The 16,937-nt window shown below is 43.6% G+C and carries 15 protein-coding genes; 10 read left to right on the forward strand and 5 right to left on the reverse strand.

The annotated features are described in order from the left end of the window. The first annotated feature begins 16 nt into the window (after window positions 1–16). Together SPICA_RS00895 and SPICA_RS00900 are read left to right on the forward strand one after the other, a co-directional pair. On the forward strand, window positions 17–1,384 hold the full coding sequence (locus SPICA_RS00895; protein WP_013967663.1) for an ATP-dependent 6-phosphofructokinase: 1,368 nt from the start codon (window positions 17–19) through the stop codon (window positions 1,382–1,384). Continuing rightward, on the forward strand, window positions 1,384–2,757 hold the full coding sequence (locus SPICA_RS00900) for a nickel-dependent putative hexonate epimerase (RefSeq protein ID WP_013967664.1): 1,374 nt from the start codon (window positions 1,384–1,386) through the stop codon (window positions 2,755–2,757). The genes SPICA_RS00895 and SPICA_RS00900 overlap by 1 nt, the downstream gene beginning before the upstream one ends. 164 nt (window positions 2,758–2,921) lie before the next feature. Here SPICA_RS00900 and SPICA_RS00905 read toward each other — a convergent pair whose 3' ends face one another. The 3 genes from SPICA_RS00905 to SPICA_RS00915 all read right to left on the reverse strand — a co-directional run bounded on the left by SPICA_RS00905 (window position 2,922) and on the right by SPICA_RS00915 (window position 5,265). Continuing rightward, the gene (locus SPICA_RS00905; RefSeq protein WP_013967665.1) at window positions 2,922–3,119 is read right to left on the reverse strand and encodes a hypothetical protein; all 198 of its coding nucleotides are present in this window, start codon (window positions 3,117–3,119) and stop codon (window positions 2,922–2,924) included. Between the two features lie 105 nt (window positions 3,120–3,224). Then, a complete protein-coding gene (locus tag SPICA_RS00910; RefSeq protein ID WP_013967666.1) occupies window positions 3,225–4,529 on the reverse strand; it encodes a sensor histidine kinase in 1,305 nt (434 codons plus the stop codon). Further along, window positions 4,507–5,265, reverse strand: a complete 759-nt coding sequence (locus SPICA_RS00915) for a TrmH family RNA methyltransferase (protein WP_041396319.1) — start codon at window positions 5,263–5,265, stop codon at window positions 4,507–4,509. The genes SPICA_RS00910 and SPICA_RS00915 overlap by 23 nt, the downstream gene beginning before the upstream one ends. 193 nt (window positions 5,266–5,458) lie before the next feature. Here SPICA_RS00915 and SPICA_RS00920 point away from each other — a divergent pair, with 193 nt between their 5' ends. The 7 genes from SPICA_RS00920 to SPICA_RS00950 all read left to right on the forward strand — a co-directional run bounded on the left by SPICA_RS00920 (window position 5,459) and on the right by SPICA_RS00950 (window position 14,326). After that, window positions 5,459–6,709, forward strand: a complete 1,251-nt coding sequence (locus tag SPICA_RS00920; RefSeq protein ID WP_013967668.1) for an alanyl-tRNA editing protein — start codon at window positions 5,459–5,461, stop codon at window positions 6,707–6,709. Continuing rightward, window positions 6,693–7,217 carry a cob(I)yrinic acid a,c-diamide adenosyltransferase gene (locus SPICA_RS00925; protein ID WP_013967669.1) on the forward strand — a complete coding sequence of 175 codons (525 nt, stop codon included), beginning with the start codon at window positions 6,693–6,695 and terminating at the stop codon, window positions 7,215–7,217. Before SPICA_RS00920 ends, SPICA_RS00925 begins: the two co-directional genes overlap by 17 nt. Window positions 7,218–7,300: 83 nt before the next feature. Then, window positions 7,301–8,524 carry a TetR/AcrR family transcriptional regulator gene (locus tag SPICA_RS00930; protein ID WP_013967670.1) on the forward strand — a complete coding sequence of 408 codons (1,224 nt, stop codon included), beginning with the start codon at window positions 7,301–7,303 and terminating at the stop codon, window positions 8,522–8,524. Then, window positions 8,512–9,897: a TolC family protein gene (locus SPICA_RS00935; protein WP_013967671.1), complete on the forward strand. Its 1,386-nt coding sequence runs from the start codon at window positions 8,512–8,514 to the stop codon at window positions 9,895–9,897. Before SPICA_RS00930 ends, SPICA_RS00935 begins: the two co-directional genes overlap by 13 nt. Before the next feature lie 2 nt (window positions 9,898–9,899). Further along, window positions 9,900–10,847 (forward strand): efflux RND transporter periplasmic adaptor subunit, encoded by a 948-nt coding sequence (locus SPICA_RS00940; protein WP_013967672.1) that lies wholly within the window; start codon window positions 9,900–9,902, stop codon window positions 10,845–10,847. A 9-nt stretch (window positions 10,848–10,856) separates the two neighbouring features. Then, window positions 10,857–14,060: an efflux RND transporter permease subunit gene (locus SPICA_RS00945; protein WP_013967673.1), complete on the forward strand. Its 3,204-nt coding sequence runs from the start codon at window positions 10,857–10,859 to the stop codon at window positions 14,058–14,060. Further along, the gene (locus SPICA_RS00950; protein WP_013967674.1) at window positions 14,057–14,326 is read left to right on the forward strand and encodes a PG0541 family transporter-associated protein; all 270 of its coding nucleotides are present in this window, start codon (window positions 14,057–14,059) and stop codon (window positions 14,324–14,326) included. The genes SPICA_RS00945 and SPICA_RS00950 overlap by 4 nt, the downstream gene beginning before the upstream one ends. A gap of 81 nt (window positions 14,327–14,407) precedes the next feature. Here SPICA_RS00950 and SPICA_RS00955 read toward each other — a convergent pair whose 3' ends face one another. Continuing rightward, window positions 14,408–15,205 (reverse strand): inositol monophosphatase family protein, encoded by a 798-nt coding sequence (locus SPICA_RS00955; RefSeq protein WP_013967675.1) that lies wholly within the window; start codon window positions 15,203–15,205, stop codon window positions 14,408–14,410. Window positions 15,206–15,332: 127 nt separating this feature from the next. Between SPICA_RS00955 and SPICA_RS00960 the strand changes: the two genes are divergently transcribed. Continuing rightward, the gene (locus SPICA_RS00960; RefSeq protein ID WP_041396320.1) at window positions 15,333–16,349 is read left to right on the forward strand and encodes an FAD:protein FMN transferase; all 1,017 of its coding nucleotides are present in this window, start codon (window positions 15,333–15,335) and stop codon (window positions 16,347–16,349) included. Window positions 16,350–16,413: 64 nt separating this feature from the next. Here the strand turns inward: SPICA_RS00960 and SPICA_RS00965 are convergent, their stop codons facing one another. Then, window positions 16,414–16,935 carry a hypothetical protein gene (locus SPICA_RS00965; RefSeq protein ID WP_013967677.1) on the reverse strand — a complete coding sequence of 174 codons (522 nt, stop codon included), beginning with the start codon at window positions 16,933–16,935 and terminating at the stop codon, window positions 16,414–16,416. Between the last annotated feature and the right edge of the window lie 2 nt (window positions 16,936–16,937).

The raw sequence follows: 16,937 nt of genomic DNA on the forward strand, positions 1-16,937 counted from the left end.
CCCCAAGGAGGACCCCATGAGTGATGATTTTGATTTTACCGTTGAGGATCTTGGCAAACGAACCATAGAATCTCCCATAAGTCTTTCCCGGATTTCCGGTGATTTTATAGCAAATTATGTAAGTGACGAAGAGTTTGTCCGCTACCGGTCAGAGGTAAAGCTCGGCGATCAGCCGAAGGTAGAACGGAAAATGGTCTTTGAAAAGGCCGGTCCCCGGGAAAAAATCTATTTTTCGCCGAACCATGTGCATGCGGGTATTGTAACCTGCGGTGGTCTCTGTCCCGGTTTGAACGATGTTATCCGGGCTATTGTGCGGGCCCTCTGGTATCTCTATGGGGTTCGCCGGATTTCTGGCATAAAATATGGATACAAGGGCTTTTTACCCGAATATGGTTTTGATATTAAACCGCTGGATCCGGATATTGTAGACGATATTCACAAGATTGGTGGTACCATACTAGGAACTGCCCGTGGTGGGGGCAAGCAGGTAACTGAAATTGTCGATGCCATTGAGCGGCTGAATCTCAATATCCTTTTTGCTATCGGTGGCGATGGCACCCAGCGGGGGGCGCTGGATATTGCCAATGAAATTACCCGGCGGGGCTTAAAAATTGCCGTGGTTGGGATTCCCAAGACGGTAGATAATGACTTTTCATTTATCGATAAGTCCTTTGGGTTTGATACGGCGGTGGTAAAGGCGGTCGAAGCGGTGACGGCGGCCCACATGGAGGCCCATTCCCAGATTAACGGTATTGGTCTAGTAAAGCTCATGGGACGGGAATCGGGCTTTATTGCAGCCCATACGGCCCTAGCGAGCCATGAAGTGAATTTTGTGCTTATTCCCGAAGTCCCCTTTGATATCGAAGGGCCGAACGGGCTCCTTGCTCACCTGGAAAAACGGCTGGAAAAACGTAAACATGCGGTTATTATAGTAGCCGAAGGGGCAATGCAGGATCAGCTCGTAAAGGACTCAAAGACCGACGCATCGGGAAACCTGAAATTTGCCGATGTGGGTATATATCTCCGGGATAAGATTCAGGCCTATTTTGACGCTAAGGGTATGGAAATAAATCTTAAATATATAGATCCCAGCTATACCATCCGGGCGTCCCCGGCGGAGCCTGTCGATTCAATTTACTGTGAACGGCTTGGCAATGCGGCGGTTCATGCAGCTATGGCGGGGAAAACCAAGGTGCTTATCGGGCTTGTGAATAATGAATTTGTTCATCTGCCCACCAAGGTAGCGGTCTCCCGACGGAACCATGTGGATCCTGAAGGCAGTCTCTGGCGGGATACCTTGGAAGCAACCCATCAACCTATTCTGATGGTAAACAGTAAGACCTTAAGTGATGCTCTTGGTGTAAAACCGGCAAAGGAATCCTAATGAGACTGATAGATACCAAGGAAGATGTGTTACTTCTCGAATTAGGCGGTGTGGATGCAGATTTATCTGACGAGGATATTGAAGTGTCCTTTTCAGAGGCCTTACAACAGGCACTGGCACGGGTACATTCAGGTCCGGTGGCGCTCCTTCCCCCGGACGGGACCAGGTTCCATTCCCGGGCAGGCTACCTGACCGACATAGCAAGCCGCATACTCACCAGGTGGTCCTCGGGGGACCGGCTTGGCATGGTTATGCCTGCCCTGGGTACCCATATGCCCATGACTGAGGGAGAGCTAGCCCGGATGTTTCCCGGTACGCCTCTGCAGAAGTTTCGCAGCCATGATTGGAGGCGGGATGTACTCACCCTGGGGCGCCTGGAAGCTGATTGGGTTGAACAGGCTGCTGAGGGGGCAGTTCGTTTTGATTGGCCGGTGCAGGTTAACAAGGCCCTCTTGGAAAATGACTATTCTCTTATTGTTTCCCTTGGCCAGGTGGTTCCCCACGAAGTTATTGGGATGGCAAACCATTTAAAAAACCTCTTTGTGGGAACCGGCGGCAAGGAGGCTATCGATAAAAGCCACTTTACCGGTGCAGCCTATGGCATGGAGCGGATGATGGGCCGTTTGAATACACCGGTCCGGGCCCTGTTTGATGAGGGCTATCGCCGTTTCGGGAACCTTTTACCGCCTATCTTGTGGGCGCTTACGGTCGTGGGAAGCAGGAGCGAAGCAGAGGCCCATCGTACAGGGAAAAAGCCCGGGTCCCTTGCAGTCCGGGGGCTCTTTGTAGGTTTTGGCCGGTCCTGCTTTGAAAAGGCTGCAGCCCTTGCCCGGCAGGTGAATGTGGATCTGCTGGATGAACCTATACAAAAGGCGGTTGTTTATCTGGAGCCTGAGGAGTTCCGGACCACCTGGTTGGGAAACAAGGCGGTGTATCGTACCCGGATGGCCATGGCCGATGGGGGTGAACTCTTGATTCTGGCACCGGGACTGGAGCGGTTTGGTGAAGATCGGGGGATCGATGCTCTTATTCGGAAGCATGGTTATCGGCCCGCGGCAGAAATCCGGCGGCGGGTAGAAGCTGATAGGGAACTGCAGGAAGCGCTCAGTGCAGCAGCTCATCTGATTCATGGTTCGAGCGAAGGACGCTTTACGGTTCGCTATTGTCCTGGTCCGGGGGTGAGCCGGGAAGAGATTGAATCCGTCGGCTATGAATGGGGTGACCTGTCAGAGGCTCTTGAGCGGTATGCTATTACAAAGCTAAGTCTGGGTTGGAATACCATGGCCGATGGAGAGCGGATATTCTTTGTCCCCAATCCTGCCCTGGGACTCTGGGCAGAAAAGAACCGGTTTATTAATTCTCCTATTGTGTAGGTTCCAACAGTACGTCAAGAAATTGGTTTCGCGAAATCAGGCTTACTGGGGTTTTATAGGTTTCGAGCCATTGGCTGATTGTTTTTCTCCTTTGGCTCTGCCATTTTATCTCGTAGGCGGTAAGGGTTCCTCCCGCTTCTACGACAAGGTCGATCTTTTTCTAATCATAGGTCCGCCAAGAGGGCTTCTAGATCATTGTGAACATCAAGTCGATTAAAGATGAAAATAATATCATAGGAATGAAAAAATAGCTGGTATGTTTCAATTTTTCTTGTTGTAAGGATAGTAGCTAGATCCATATCTTCACCGGTGGATGAGAAAATCCTCTTCTTTCGGTTTGTAAGCATTTGTTTGATCAGCATGGTTTTCCCTACCTGTCGTGCTCCATCTGGAAAATAGTAAAATAGTCAAATAACTGACCAAGTTTTGCTTAATTTGGTCAGTTGGCTAACAATAGTTTATTTCACCTACACGGGAAGTATAAGTGTAATCATGGTACCTTTGCCGGGGGTGCTGGTAATATCAAGACTTCCCCCAGATCGACTAACCCGTTCGATCGTTCCGCTCAGACCGAGTCCGTGGGATGTGGAAAATTGACTGTCCGGTGAGGCTATCCCTGCTTTAATTTCCTTAATCCGTTCAAGGCTGATACCCTGACCAGTGTCTTGTATTGTAAATACTATATATGGCTTTTTGTTTTTTTCTTTTTTTTCGGCAGTAATACTAATACTGCCCTCATTAGTATATTTAATGGCATTGTCCATAAGGTTTTCGATGATTCTGATAAACTCACTTTTAGGCATGTCTGGTTTTGGAATATTATGTGATATCTTGATGGTAACGGACAACCCCTTTGTTTCTGCTATTAAACGATAACTGCTTAAGGCATGATCAACTAGGTTTATTAAGGTTTCCTTTTTATCTGACGCTTCATTCTCGATATTTTCCGGTTCTAGTATAGATTGAATAAGATCCAGCATAAATTTATTTGAACGGGAGAGTATATCCACATAGTGTTGTTGTTCTTCAGTCAGCTCTGTAGCAGCAAGTAAAGCCTGTACACCCATTATTGAGGTAATGGGGGAACGAAGATCGTGGGTTAGTGTTGCTAGACGTACCTGTTCATCCTGTCGAATATCAGAAATGATTTTTTCCAGATTATGGTTCATAATTCGACGAGCTTCTGCGATCTGTTCTAAACGCTCAAAGTATTTTCGTAAGAATGTATTAATCCCTAAAGCGGATATATGTAAAATAATGACTCCAATGCGTGCATTAATCACTGCAGGTGTAATATAGGAGTTAAACAGGAGTTCCAGAATATCAATGATGATTGCGATAATAAGTAGCCCTAAGGCACAGCGAAACTGGTTAGAATATAGTCCTATAAGGACAATGGCCGCAAAAAAAACAAGTGCTGCAAGCGACATGAGGGATCCTGATATGGCTTTATAAAAAGAAGACAGTATGACAGCTGCTGCTACAGACAGGCTGCCTCCAAAAAAGAGAATCGGAATAGCGGCTTTATAAAGTTTCAATTTAAGTAGCAAGAGGCAAAGCATTACCGATAAACTTGATCCTAATCGGGTAATAGTAAATACATCAGGGCCTCTTAGAATATCAAAGCTGATGGTTGAAATAATAATTGGAAAAAGAACAATAAGAAAACGGACAAGGTATTCCTTTCGTAATCTATCGGGTGAAAGGATGTAATTGTCTTCTTCTCCTAGGATCCAGATTGTAAGCTGGTTAAAAAATCGTGGATATTTCATGAAGAAACAAGGTTGCCGCCTGGGCAACATTTAGACTTTCAATCTGGCCTGATCCAGGGATCCGGACCAAATATGAACAGGCCCGTTCTACCTCCAGCGAAAGACCTGTTTCTTCGTTACCAACTACGACTGCAAATCCGTGGGGGAATGGGTCTGCCAATGTCGGAAGGTCTTTGAGCCGGAGCCGCGCCCGATGATGAGCACCAAGTACCAGCATTTTTTTTTCAGCAGCCTTTACAAAGGCTTCTATATTATCTGCTTTGCGGATACGGACATATTCCATACCTCCCTCAGCTACCCGGTATGCGCTGGTGGTAAGCCTGGCTTCTCGATCCCGTTCTGATAGAATAATCCAGGTAGCTCCAAAAAAGGCTGCAGAACGAATGATAGCTCCCAGGTTATTATCATTGCCCACCGAATCCAGAATAAGACCGATTTGCCTTTTGCTACTCCATTCATCAAGCTCTTGAGATGAAATCGTTGGCGGTTCAGGTTCCATGATCATGGCGACTACCCCTTGGTGTCGGGGGCTTTTACAAAGCCGTTCTAACTCATCATCTTCACAAAATTTATAGAGTCTTTTTTGTTCTGCAAGGTATTTACAGGCTTTTGTAAAAATTGGTAACCGGTCTTTCCGCAAGAAAAGTCGGCGGATCTGTTCCGGATGTTGTTTGGCGAGGGCTGAGACGGCATTTACACCACAGACCGCAAGTTCATTGGTTTTTTTGTTTCTCATGCTTTCACAAAAAGTATACATCAAAAAAGATATATTGTCATTCATGGAATATTGTTATTTAAAAAAAACTAAATTTTTAAATGTTTCTAATAAGCGTCTCTAAACATGAAAGCTTTTTAAGGTCATCCCATGGTGGATGCTGTTTTTTTGATTTTGCTTGACCTTAAGTTCAGTTGATTATCATACTAGTTATATGAATACTGAGAAACTATATTATGAGCAGCCCTATTTGCAGGAGCTTGATGTACATATTATAGCTGCTGGAACCTATAACGGCCGGCCGGCCCTGGTGCTTGATAAAACAATTATGTATCCAGAAGGAGGCGGTCAGGGAGCTGACCATGGCTGGATTAATGATATCCCTGTTGTGGATGTACAATTCGGTGATGGGGCTTCGGTTGGCATGGAGGGTGAGTGTATATACCATATGATTGCTAATGAGGGGTCCGAGGCGGCCAATGTTGCCGATGCTGCTGCGGTGCTCCCCCTCGCCCCAGGGCCGGCCAGGCTTACCTTGGACCGGAAGCGGCGTCAGGACCTTTCTACTCAGCATACTGCCCAGCATCTTCTTTCTGCTACCATTCTGCGGCTCACCGGTGCACCCACGGTGTCTATGCATCTGGGAGACCGTGTTAATACTATTGATGTGGATTTAACTCAGCTGACACAGGAAGAATTAACCTTTATTGAAAATTCAGTTCAGGACCTTATTCGTGAAGATTACCGAATTATCACCCATCTTTGTCCTCCGGAGGATATAACTGCCTTTCCGTTGCGTAAAAAGCCACCGGAAGGAGAAAAACAGCTTCGTATTATAGAAATTGATGGGTATGATTATTCACCTTGTGCGGGGATCCATTTGTCTTCGACTGGAGCTATTGGTGCTCTGGCTGTTATAGGAGCAGAAAAATACAAAGGAATGATGAGAATATTTTTTATTGCAGGTAATCGGGTAATTCAACAATATCGGATGCTGCGAGAGACCGCAGGCGAGGCGAGCCGTGCCTTAAAAGTACCTCAGGATGAATTATCCAATGGAGTGGCGGCCTTGATAGAAAAATTGAATCTTCAGGAAAAAAAGTTGCTTATCCTTAAAGATAGACTCGCCAATTTTGAAGCCGCACATATTTTGGAAGAACAGAAGTATGGGAAGGTGCTTGTTAACATTTTTACTGATCGATCCTTAGATGATGCACTTTGGGTTGGTCGGATTCTACAAAAAGCGTCAACACAATTTGTTTTAGTGGCTTCTGTACCAGAATTAAAGGTGGGACTTTTAACGAGCAGAACCGATGTGGATCTAAGGCCTGTATGCAAGGAACTGCTGGCGGCCTATGGCGGCTCAGGTGGTGGTGGACCTACCTATTTCCAGGGCGCCTTTAATTCCCGGGATGATTTAAACAGATTTATACAAGGAGTAGAAAGCCATGAGTATTTCAACTAAAACAGGTGATGATGGAACAACGGGGCTCTGGTCCGGTGAACGGATAGGAAAAGATTCGCTTCGGGTTGAATGCTATGGTACGGTTGATGAACTTAATGCTTTCTTAGGTGATGCTCGCAGATATGTAAAAACCGATAGAGTGAAAGAAATGATCGATATAATTCAACGGGATCTGTTTCGAGTTGCCGGTTCTTTGGCCACAAGTAGTCCTGGTGCTTATATTCAACCAGTGACCGAAGAGGATGTAGATCGGTTAACTAACTGGGTCTATGAGTTGGAAGCGGCTGTTCCGCTTAAAGGGTTTGTTATTCCTGGATCCATCGATAGTTCGGCTAAACTTGATATTTGCAGAACCGTGTGTCGTCGTGCGGAGCGGCGTATTGTGGCTCTGGCTCGGCAGGATGTAGTAGATGGCCCGACTCGTCGTTTTGTGAACCGATTGTCGGACCTTCTCTTTATGTTGGCCCGCTATGAAGAACAGGCAGAGGGCGCTATCCGTTATAAATAAAAAAAAATCCATGATAGAGAGCTACAAACCTTGACGAACCATGTTGGTATATGATATGTTAACGACCGGTCGGTAACATTAAGATGACTAAGCAAGATATTATTACGGCTGCCTTTGTTGTTTGGGGACGGAGTTTCTACAGTAATATGAGTCTCACTGATGTTGCAGCCTACTTAGGGGTAACGAAGCCTGCATTGTATCGTCATTTTGCGAATAAAGAAGCTTTGCTCAGTGCTTTATATACCGATTTTTTTGATCGTTTTGCTTTTTATTTAGAGCCAAATTTACCTTTCTTACTTCAATCTGAAGAGACTGAAAAGGTTCTAGGTGTGGCACGAATAATGACTAATTACTTTATTAATCATAAATATGATTTCATTTTTTTCTTAAATTTAGTATTAGGTCAAGAAAAGCCAGGTCGTGCTTTCCGACAGGAATTAAAGCAAAGGGGGCTACTATTTTGGGACATTGAACCGGATTCAGCAAAAAAAGGTTCTTTTTCACTCATACGTATTGTTTCAGTAACAATGGTCTTCTCAATTGCCCTGTTTCATTTTAAATTGATGCATGTATCTGATGAAATTACTGTTGGTGGGTCTCATGGTTCTGTACAAGCAGTTCTTGATCTTATAGAACATGGGTTATGCGAAATCGATGCTTCTTCTCGATTACCCGATTTTGCAGGTCTGGATGAATCTTTTACTAGACTATTTGAGGCTCTCAATCAATATGATTTACAAAATCATACTGCTTCAGGTCAAATTCTTAAGGCTTTAGCAAATACTATAGCTGAATTAGGTCCCTGGAAGGCTTCTATGAATCTGGTTGCAAAGAAAGCAGGCCTTGCGAAAAGTAGCCTGTACAGTCACTTTTTAAGCAAAGAAGAAATGTTGCGCCAGTTGTTTTTAAATGAATTTGAAATATTGGCAAACCATATGGAAAAAGTTGTGGCCCTGTGTTCAGATCCGCTTTCTAAACTCTACCTTACCATGAGAATTGTAGTTGCCTATTTACGTAACCATCAAGATATACTTCGGGTTTTAGATTGGGTTCGTCTACAAAGAATTTCTCTTGGATTTCTTATGCCCGAACGGGGACAAACCCTTTTTTCTTTTGTTAAAGATTTACCCTTGCGATCAACCCTTGCAAATTGGGATGAGTTAATCGTAGCTCGCTGGGTTCTCTTTCTTGTGGTGAATCAACTCATGATTGAACTTCGTCATGGTGTGGATGAAGTAGAATCACTGAATAATCTTAAGTATCTTTTTAATTATATTATTACAGGAGTAAAGGGATGGAAAAAATAAAAATCGCTTTTCTGGTATTTTTTGCTGTAGGATGCGGTACCCTTATCGCTCAAGAACCATACACCTTATCTATTGATAAAGCGGTTGCCTTAGCGATTGAACATAATCTTAGTTTGAGCAATACAAAGCGGGATCTAGAGACAAAACTGCGAAAGGCTGACACAGCTTGGAATGTCTTTATCCCCACGGTGGATGTAAGTGGGACCATGGCCAGGACGAACGAAGCTAGTACGGTCTCCGCTCTGGTACCGGTGTCCCCGACTGGTCCAGGCGGTAGTTATGATTATGTCCTACCTTATTCTCAAACGTTACCCCAATGGAGCCTTTCGAGCCGATTATCAGCCTCTTTAACGTTTAATATTGCTTTATTTGAAGGCATAAAGAATGTTAGGATGGAATATGAGAATGGTAAAATTAGTTATCAAAAGGCCCGTTTGCAGCTTGAACGAGATATACGAAAAAGTTATCTTCAAATATTGTTGTTAAAAGAAAATATTGTATTGTTACAAGAAAATATATCGGCTGCAGAGCGAAGATTAGAGATTGCCAGGGCAAATTATCGCGCTGGTTTAGTTCCTGAATTAACTGTACTTCAAGCACAGGTAGGTTTGGAAAATTTAAGGCCCTCACTACAGGATCTACAAAATAATCTACAAATTGCAACCGAGTCGTTAGCTATGAATTTAGGGCTCCCCCATGGAACGAAACTTGAGCTTGAAACGATAGGTTTCCCTGACCCCATTTCACTAGATATGGAAAACTTTATTAGTACAGCGATCAATAGTAAACCGGATCTTGAAGAATTACGTCGATCGATTGCGTTGCTTAAGAGTACCAGACAGGCAAATTGGTATCAACTTTATACGCCTTCTGTATCCTTGGGTTGGACCTATGATCCTACTTTTCAAGGGGATCCGATGAAGGATAATTGGTTTAATGGCGATGCCTGGCAGCAACGGTCTGGAATGTTCAGTATTACCTTGGCTTGGCGGCTCAATAGTCTTTTACCAGTTTCTCGGGAAGCGCAAGGCTTAGTAGATTTGGATGATTCACTAGAAAAAATGAACACTAGTTTAGCTCTTGCCGTGCGAGGTACTGAGACAGAGGTTTACGCTGTTGTATTACAGTTGCAAAAATCTCAAAAAAGCATTGAAGCCTTGCAACTTAATGTAAAACTAGCGAGTCGTGCTTATACACTTGCTGAGGATGCCTACCGTGCGGGAACCAAGGATGTTATGGAAGTTACGAATGCAGAATTAGATTTAAGGAAGGCCCAATTAGAGGTGCTAAAAGAACAATATAACTATATGACCGGGCTTTTAGACCTGGAATATTCCATAGGGGTGCCCTTTGGGACTCTGACAAGGAGATAAGGATGAAACATAATCGTGTAATGATCGTATTGATGGGAGCTATACTTATAACTTCCTGTGGACAAGCCTCTAAAAATAAGGAACAGAAATCGAGTAAAACGGATCGTCAAAACCAAACAACGGTGTTTGCAGTTGCTACCACAAAGGCTGTTAAAGGACAGATTCGTGATTATATGGCTCTTTCTGGGGATATTGTAGCTAGTAGTACGGTAGATGCCTATTCAGATGTGGCAGGAAAGATAAGTAAATTATTTGTATCGGTAGGACAGCGGGTTCAAAAGGATGAACCTCTTGCTGAAGTGGATCCTTCTCGTCCGGGTATGACTTTTAACCCTGGTATTGTGAAAGCTCCAATTACTGGAACTGTGGTAGCCCTACCAGCTCAATTAGGAATGACCATCTCTCAGTCTGTTACGGTAGCACGATTAGCCGGATCAGGGACCCTCGAAGTGCGAACCTATGTAGCAGAACGATTTATTTCAAAGATGAAGGTGGGACTTCCGGTGGAACTTACTCTAGATGCATTCCCAGGGAAGGTTTTTTATGGCCAGGTGCGAGAATTGAGTCCTACAGTGGATCCTGCATCTCGAACTATGGAAGTACGGATTACTGTGAAAAATGAATCGAATATTTTAAAACCAGGATTATTTGCTAAAGTAAAAATAATAACTGAAGAAAAAACTGGTGTGGTTAAAATTCCAGCCACCGCAATCGTACGCCGATATGGGGAACAATATGTGTTTACTGTAGAAACAGACCCACAAGATCCGGCTCGTACAATTGCTAAAAAACGGGTTGTTACAGCGGGGATCCTTATAGATGACCAGGTTGAAATACGAAATGGTATTGAAGCAGGGGCAGAAGTGGTTCTTCGTGGACAAAGCCTGTTGGAGGATGGTGTTCAAGTACGGGTAGTAGATACTACAGCGCCATTAAAAACTACGTATTAAGAGGTCCCTATGAGCATAGCTAAGACGGTCGTATCACGGCCAACTACCATATTTATAGCATTTATTTTGTTATTAGGCCTTGGGGTGTTTGCGACGATTAATCTTCCCATTGATCTCTATCCAGAAATTGAGCCACCAATATTGGTTGTTCTCACCAGTTATTCTGGAGCTGGGCCAGAAGAGGTTGAAAAAACAATTACAAGACCTTTAGAGGGAACGCTTTCCAATGTATCAAGCCTTGAAAAGCTTACATCTTCGAGTTCGAAAGGATCGAGCATGATTATGCTTGAATTTACCTATGGAACCGATATGGCTGATGCAGCCAATTCGGTCCGAGATAATTTGGAACTCGTGAAACGCTTTCTTCCAGAAGGATCTGATACCCCCCTTATATTTAAGTTTGATCCATCAATGATTCCTATTATGGGTCTTATGGTTACAGGAAATCGTACCCCTGAAGAGTTACGAGAAATTTCGGAAAATACGATTTTACCTCGTATTGAACAGGTTCCTGGAGTAGCGATGGGGGCGGTTTCAGGTGGGCGTGAAAAAATCATTAAGGTGGAAATTCCTCAGAATAGGCTAGAAGCCTATGGGTTAACAATTACTCAAATTAAAAATATGTTATCAAGTCAAAATATAGCTGTTTCTGCGGGATCTATCCTCGATAATGGGCTTTCATATTTATTAACTTCTGCGGGAGAGTATCGTACCCTGGATGAAATACGTTCTACCGTCATTTCCTATAAAGGTGGTGGTTTGGTAAACGGTGAAATTGAGCCGAGCAAGGTAGTGCGTTTGCAAGATATTGCTGATGTTTACGAAGGTTATCGTGATGAAGATAGCCTTGTCTTTGTGAACGGACAAGCGGCTGTACAAATTACTGTACAGAAACAGAGTGGAAAGAATTCAGTTCAAACTGCACGAGAATTACGTAAGCGGTTGAATCAAATTTCTAAAGAAATTCCTCAGGGTATTAAAATTACTGAAATATTTAATACCACAGACATAATTGAAAATTCAATAAATCAGGTAACCTCAAGTGCACTACAGGGTGCTATACTGGCAGTTCTTATTCTTTTTGTTTTCCTAAGATCTTTTAAACCAACTTTAATCATTGGTATAACCATTCCAGTATCACTACTATTTACACTAATGGCTATGTATTTCTGGGGTTTAACCCTTAATGTTATGACCCTCGCAGGTCTTGCCCTGGGTGTTGGAATGTTAGTGGACAACTCTATTGTTATCTTGGAAAATATATATCGATATAGGGAAAAAGGAGCCAAGCTAACAGCTGCAGCAATCCTGGGAAGTCAGGAAATGATTAATGCTATCGTTTCATCAACCTTAACGACCATATGTGTATTTGCTCCATTAGTGATGTTTAAGAGTCAGCTAGGTATTGTGGGTGAGTTGTTTGCCGGACTTGCATTTACAGTTGTTATTTCACTGACTATGTCCTTGGCAGTAGCGATGATGCTGATCCCTGTTCTTACAAGTCACTATCTGCCTTTAACAACGAGAGTCCAAAAACCACTTCGAGGTTTTCTTGTCCGTATCGATAGACCTTTTGCATTGTTCTTCTCATGGCTTGATCAAGCATACCGACATGCTGTGGACCGGGTATTACGACGTAAGTTGCTAACTGTACTTACCATAGCGATTCTGTTTATTGTGAGCATCATTTCAATTCCCCGGATTGGTTATGTTTTTATGCCTGAACAACAGGCTGACTCTGTTACCCTTTCGATTGAGCTTCCTGTAGGGACCCCCATTACAGAAACTGAAGCTGTGCTCAAACAGATACAAACTATTCTAGAACAGGAGGTAAAAGGGTATAAACGAATAATCTTAACGGTTGGTCAGAAATCCTTTTTTGGCCTAAGTGGCTCTTCTTCAGTACATAAGGGGAGTTTGCAAATTACATTACCGGATTACAAAGAAAGGATTGATTCCGCTGAGACGATGAAAAATAAAATCCGTGCCCATTTTAATGATTTCCCTGGAGTAATGATGAGTTTTAGCTCAGGCCAACAGGGTGGGCGAATCGGTTCTTCAAGTCCTATAGATATCGTAATTAAAACTCAGGATCTTATTAAAGGAAAAGCTATTGCGGAAAGAATTGCGCAATTACTTAAGGAAAAGGTTCCTGAGGCAAAAGAACCCTTTGTTGATTTGAAGGATGGGCTTCCCCAGGTTGAACTCATCTTTGATCGGGAACGGATGTATTCTCTTGGTTTAAATGTCTATACTGTTGGGAATGAGCTTAAAGCTGCCGTAGATGGGGTTACCGCAACTAAATTTAGAAGCAGCGGGAATGAATATGATGTAGTGCTTATTCTCCCCCAATCGGATCGGAACGAATTGCCTGCATTGGATAAAATCTTTGTGATGAGTCCTGCAGGACTTAAGATCCCCTTAGCAAGTTTTGCTCAATATAAGAAAACCACTGGTCCCATTACCATAAATCGAGAAAATCAAGGTCGTGTTATTCATGTTACTGCAGGTACAAGCCCTGGTGTTCCAATTAATAAGGTTGAAAGCAATATACGAGAACTGATTCAGCAGGAAATTCCTGCTGAAGATGATGTCGTGATTGAGTATGCTGGAGATTACCAACAATTAATGGAATATATAGGTAAATTTGCCCTTATCATGTTGGTCGCCGCTTTCCTGGTGTTCGGTGTTATGGCCAGCCAGTTTGAATCGTTCCGAGATCCCTTTATCATCATATTTACCATCCCCCTTTCGGTAATTGGAATCGTAGTGATCTATGCTGTAACTGGAGAGGTTTTTAATATCCTTACCGCAGTGGGGCTATTGGTGTTGATGGGAGTTATTGTAAATAATGGTATTGTTCTTGTAGATTATACGAATCTGTTGAGAAAACGAGGTCTAAGCCTGCATGATGCCTGTGTGGAGGCGGCGGGTAATCGTCTCAGGCCTATATTGATGACTACCTTAACAACAGTACTTGGTCTCGTCCCTATGGCATTCTTCCCTGGTGAGGGTTCAGAATTGGTTGCGCCTATTGGTAAAACAGTACTTGGAGGGCTTTCCTTTGGTACTCTTATGACCTTGTTTTTAATGCCCGTCATTTATGCAATCTTTAATAAGCGGGCTGATGAACGGGCCGCCCGTGCAGAGGCTCGGCGGGAGCGAATTGCTGCTGGTTTAAGTAAAAAAGCTGCCCAGGAGGTAAAGTTATGATTCGACTTGAAATATATGCTAACCGATCTGTAGAGGAAGACCTTTTTGATGGGTTTAAAAAAGCGGGGGTTGCACAATATTATACAAAAATACCTGTAGTCCATGGTGTTGGTTCTTCAGGGCCCCGAATGGGTGATGCTATTTGGCCTGAAGAAAACTTTGCTCTTATTATCTGGTGTGAAGAACAGGAAGCGCAGCAAGTTGTTAAGGTTATTGAAGATGTAAAAAAGAAATTTCCCCATGAGGGAATTAAACTTTTTAAATAGTATGACCCTCGATAATGGACAGGATCTGATAAATCGTTATTAGGTCCTGTCCTATAAAGCGAGTACTGCAAAAACTAAGGTTTATGTAAGTGTACCGTAAGCAATTTTTATTTGTTGAGCTAATAATTCATACACCCCTGGACGACCAGTAACCAGACCACGATGTATAAAAGGATCATAAGGACGGCCTTGAAAGTTTGTAAAGAGATTTCCTGTTTCTTGAAGAAGTAATAATCCAGCGGCAACGTCATAGGGCTGAAGATCTACTTCCCAGAAACCTTGAAAAAAACCTGCTGCAACATAACAAAGATCGAGAGCTGCTGAACCACAACGGCGGACGTCACGAAATGTTTGTAAGACCTGGTCTAAGGCTCGATAAAATGCAGGGACTGTATCGGGAGACCGATAGGGAGTTCCTGTGGCGATTAGAGCTCCTATTGGATCCATGAACTGTGCCTTAGTAAGGGGGATCCCATTTCGCCAAGCTCCTGTGTTTGCTATGGCAGTAAAAAGTTCTTCTGTGCTTGGCTTGTATACTACGGCTAAGACTGGGTGGTCCTGCTGCCAAAGAGCTATAGAAACAGAAAAATGATCGAGTCCCGAAAGATAGTTAGTTGTACCGTCTAGAGGATCTACGATCCAGGTATATTCAGTACCCCGTTCTTTTTCTGTTTCTTCCCCATAAAAAGCGGCTTCTGGAAGCGTTTTGTGCAATATAGTCTTTATATGTTGTTCCGACTCTACATCTACAAAGGAGACAAAATCATGGGCGGCTTTGGTATCACCCCAGCCGGGGCCCCGGCAGCGGAATTCTGACATCTGAAAACTACCTGCTGCCTTTGCAGCAACAACCATTGCTTGTAGTAATGAAGTATTCATACTCCTGTACCAACTCGATGAATTCACTATAAACAGTTATAGTTCCTTCGTCTACATTATACTATTTTTCACTATCTAAATGTATATTACACTTGCTGTAAACAATGCTTCCCGGTATGCTCAGGTTATGAAACGGACTATTAACTTTATAATACTCCTTGGTAGCGCTCTTATATTTGTATCCTGTACAAAACCAATGCCCGCTCAGACCGAATATGTACTGGGGACCCTGTGTACAATTAACTTATTCGATAAGGGATCATCTGAATTATACCGAACCCTCTTTACCCGATTACGAGAAATTGAGAATCATATGAGTGTAAATAAGGAAGGTACTGAACTTGACAGGATAAATACAGCTGCGGGGCGGGAATCTGTCCATGTGACAGCTGATGTGGTCGAAGTTCTTGCAGCGGCACTTCGCTATGCTGAACTTTCCGATGGAGCCTTTGATCCTACGGTCGGGCCTTTAGTAAAGCTCTGGGGCATTGGTTCTGATAATGCCCGGGTCCCGAAAGAACATGAAATAGTTCATGTTTTGCCGCTTATAAATTGGAAAGATGTAGTTCTTGATGTTCAGGCTAAGACGGTTTTTCTCAAACGCCCTGGTATGGCCCTTGATCTCGGAGCTATTGCAAAGGGGTATGCCGCAGATGAGATGGCACGAATTTTAAAAAGTAACAAGGTTGAACGGGCAATTATCGATCTAGGTGGTAATGTACTTGCCTATGGGGAAAAGCAAGGAGGGAAAGCCTGGCGGATTGGTATCCAGGATCCGACTGGTGAACGGGGTGCGTATGTGGGAATTCTTGAAATCAAAAATAAAACTATGGTGACTTCAGGTGTCTATGAACGATTTTTACTCCAGGATGGAATACGCTATCATCATATTCTTTCTACCCAAACAGGATATCCTGTGCAAAACGGGCTTTTGTCGGTTACCATTATTGGTGACCATTCGATTGATGCGGATGGTCTTTCTACAACCGTATTTGCCCTAGGTTATGAGAAGGGGCGGGCCCTTTTAGAGTCCCTGGGTAATGTAGAAGGTATTTTTATTTTTGAAGATGGATCTCTGCGGGCGACCTCGGGCGCTCGGTCCTCTTTTTCACTAACAAGTGATAATTATCGCTGGGCGGATTAAGGGCGGTTCTCTTGCATCTTATTAGGTACAAAATGCTGGGCGCTGACAACAAACGGAGTTTTTGCTAAACCAGCTTCATTATAGCAATGGCTATCCGCTCCGCCCAGGATAGCCGATAAGGGCTGTACTTGTTCCGTAAAAGAATACGGTTATGCCAGTCACTGTAGGACCGAGCGCCCTGGCTTGATAACCCCTTAAGTAATTCAATCGCCACAAGACTGTCAAAGCAAAGAAGTCCTGCTTCCTCTGCAGCGATTAGAATTTTCCGATCTTCTGCAAGCAGGGGCAAGTGGTGCTTTTTCGCGGTTTCTACTAGTAACTGATCGGTGTTTGTTTTGCTCTTTATGTTTTCTGGATTCTGTGGTTTGATCTGCCGAATTTTGATGGAACCCTCTTTTATATTTATCAGAAGAGCGCCTGTTTCAGATACCGCTTCGGGGATGGTTACCAGTTCCCAGGTTTGGCTTGCTGTCTCCAGAGCTCCAATAGCAGATAGTACAATAATGCTTGAAGTATCGATGAGAATGTCTGAAAAGCTTCTTGCAGTCTCTACAAAGGCCTCTGCATCAGCTTCTGGGTATCCCATGG

Origin of the sequence: Gracilinema caldarium DSM 7334 (assembly GCF_000219725.1) — a bacterium.
GTDB lineage: Bacteria > Spirochaetota > Spirochaetia > Treponematales > Breznakiellaceae > Gracilinema > Gracilinema caldarium.

Excerpts from the sequence above, each read along its gene's own strand:
- SPICA_RS00895 (WP_013967663.1), top strand. The coding sequence starts at position 17 with ATGAGTGATGATTTTGATTTTACCGTTGAGGATCTTGGCAAACGAACC.
- SPICA_RS00915 (WP_041396319.1), bottom strand. The coding sequence starts at position 5,265 with ATGAGAAACAAAAAAACCAATGAACTTGCGGTCTGTGGTGTAAATGCC.
- SPICA_RS00955 (WP_013967675.1), bottom strand. The coding sequence starts at position 15,205 with ATGAATACTTCATTACTACAAGCAATGGTTGTTGCTGCAAAGGCAGCA.
- SPICA_RS00910 (WP_013967666.1), bottom strand. The coding sequence starts at position 4,529 with ATGAAATATCCACGATTTTTTAACCAGCTTACAATCTGGATCCTAGGA.
- SPICA_RS00925 (WP_013967669.1), top strand. The coding sequence starts at position 6,693 with ATGAGTATTTCAACTAAAACAGGTGATGATGGAACAACGGGGCTCTGG.
- SPICA_RS00920 (WP_013967668.1), top strand. The coding sequence starts at position 5,459 with ATGAATACTGAGAAACTATATTATGAGCAGCCCTATTTGCAGGAGCTT.
- SPICA_RS00960 (WP_041396320.1), top strand. The coding sequence starts at position 15,333 with ATGAAACGGACTATTAACTTTATAATACTCCTTGGTAGCGCTCTTATA.
- SPICA_RS00900 (WP_013967664.1), top strand. The coding sequence starts at position 1,384 with ATGAGACTGATAGATACCAAGGAAGATGTGTTACTTCTCGAATTAGGC.
- SPICA_RS00950 (WP_013967674.1), top strand. The coding sequence starts at position 14,057 with ATGATTCGACTTGAAATATATGCTAACCGATCTGTAGAGGAAGACCTT.
- SPICA_RS00940 (WP_013967672.1), top strand. The coding sequence starts at position 9,900 with ATGAAACATAATCGTGTAATGATCGTATTGATGGGAGCTATACTTATA.
- SPICA_RS00965 (WP_013967677.1), bottom strand. The coding sequence starts at position 16,935 with ATGGGATACCCAGAAGCTGATGCAGAGGCCTTTGTAGAGACTGCAAGA.
- SPICA_RS00930 (WP_013967670.1), top strand. The coding sequence starts at position 7,301 with ATGACTAAGCAAGATATTATTACGGCTGCCTTTGTTGTTTGGGGACGG.
- SPICA_RS00935 (WP_013967671.1), top strand. The coding sequence starts at position 8,512 with ATGGAAAAAATAAAAATCGCTTTTCTGGTATTTTTTGCTGTAGGATGC.
- SPICA_RS00905 (WP_013967665.1), bottom strand. The coding sequence starts at position 3,119 with ATGCTGATCAAACAAATGCTTACAAACCGAAAGAAGAGGATTTTCTCA.
- SPICA_RS00945 (WP_013967673.1), top strand. The coding sequence starts at position 10,857 with ATGAGCATAGCTAAGACGGTCGTATCACGGCCAACTACCATATTTATA.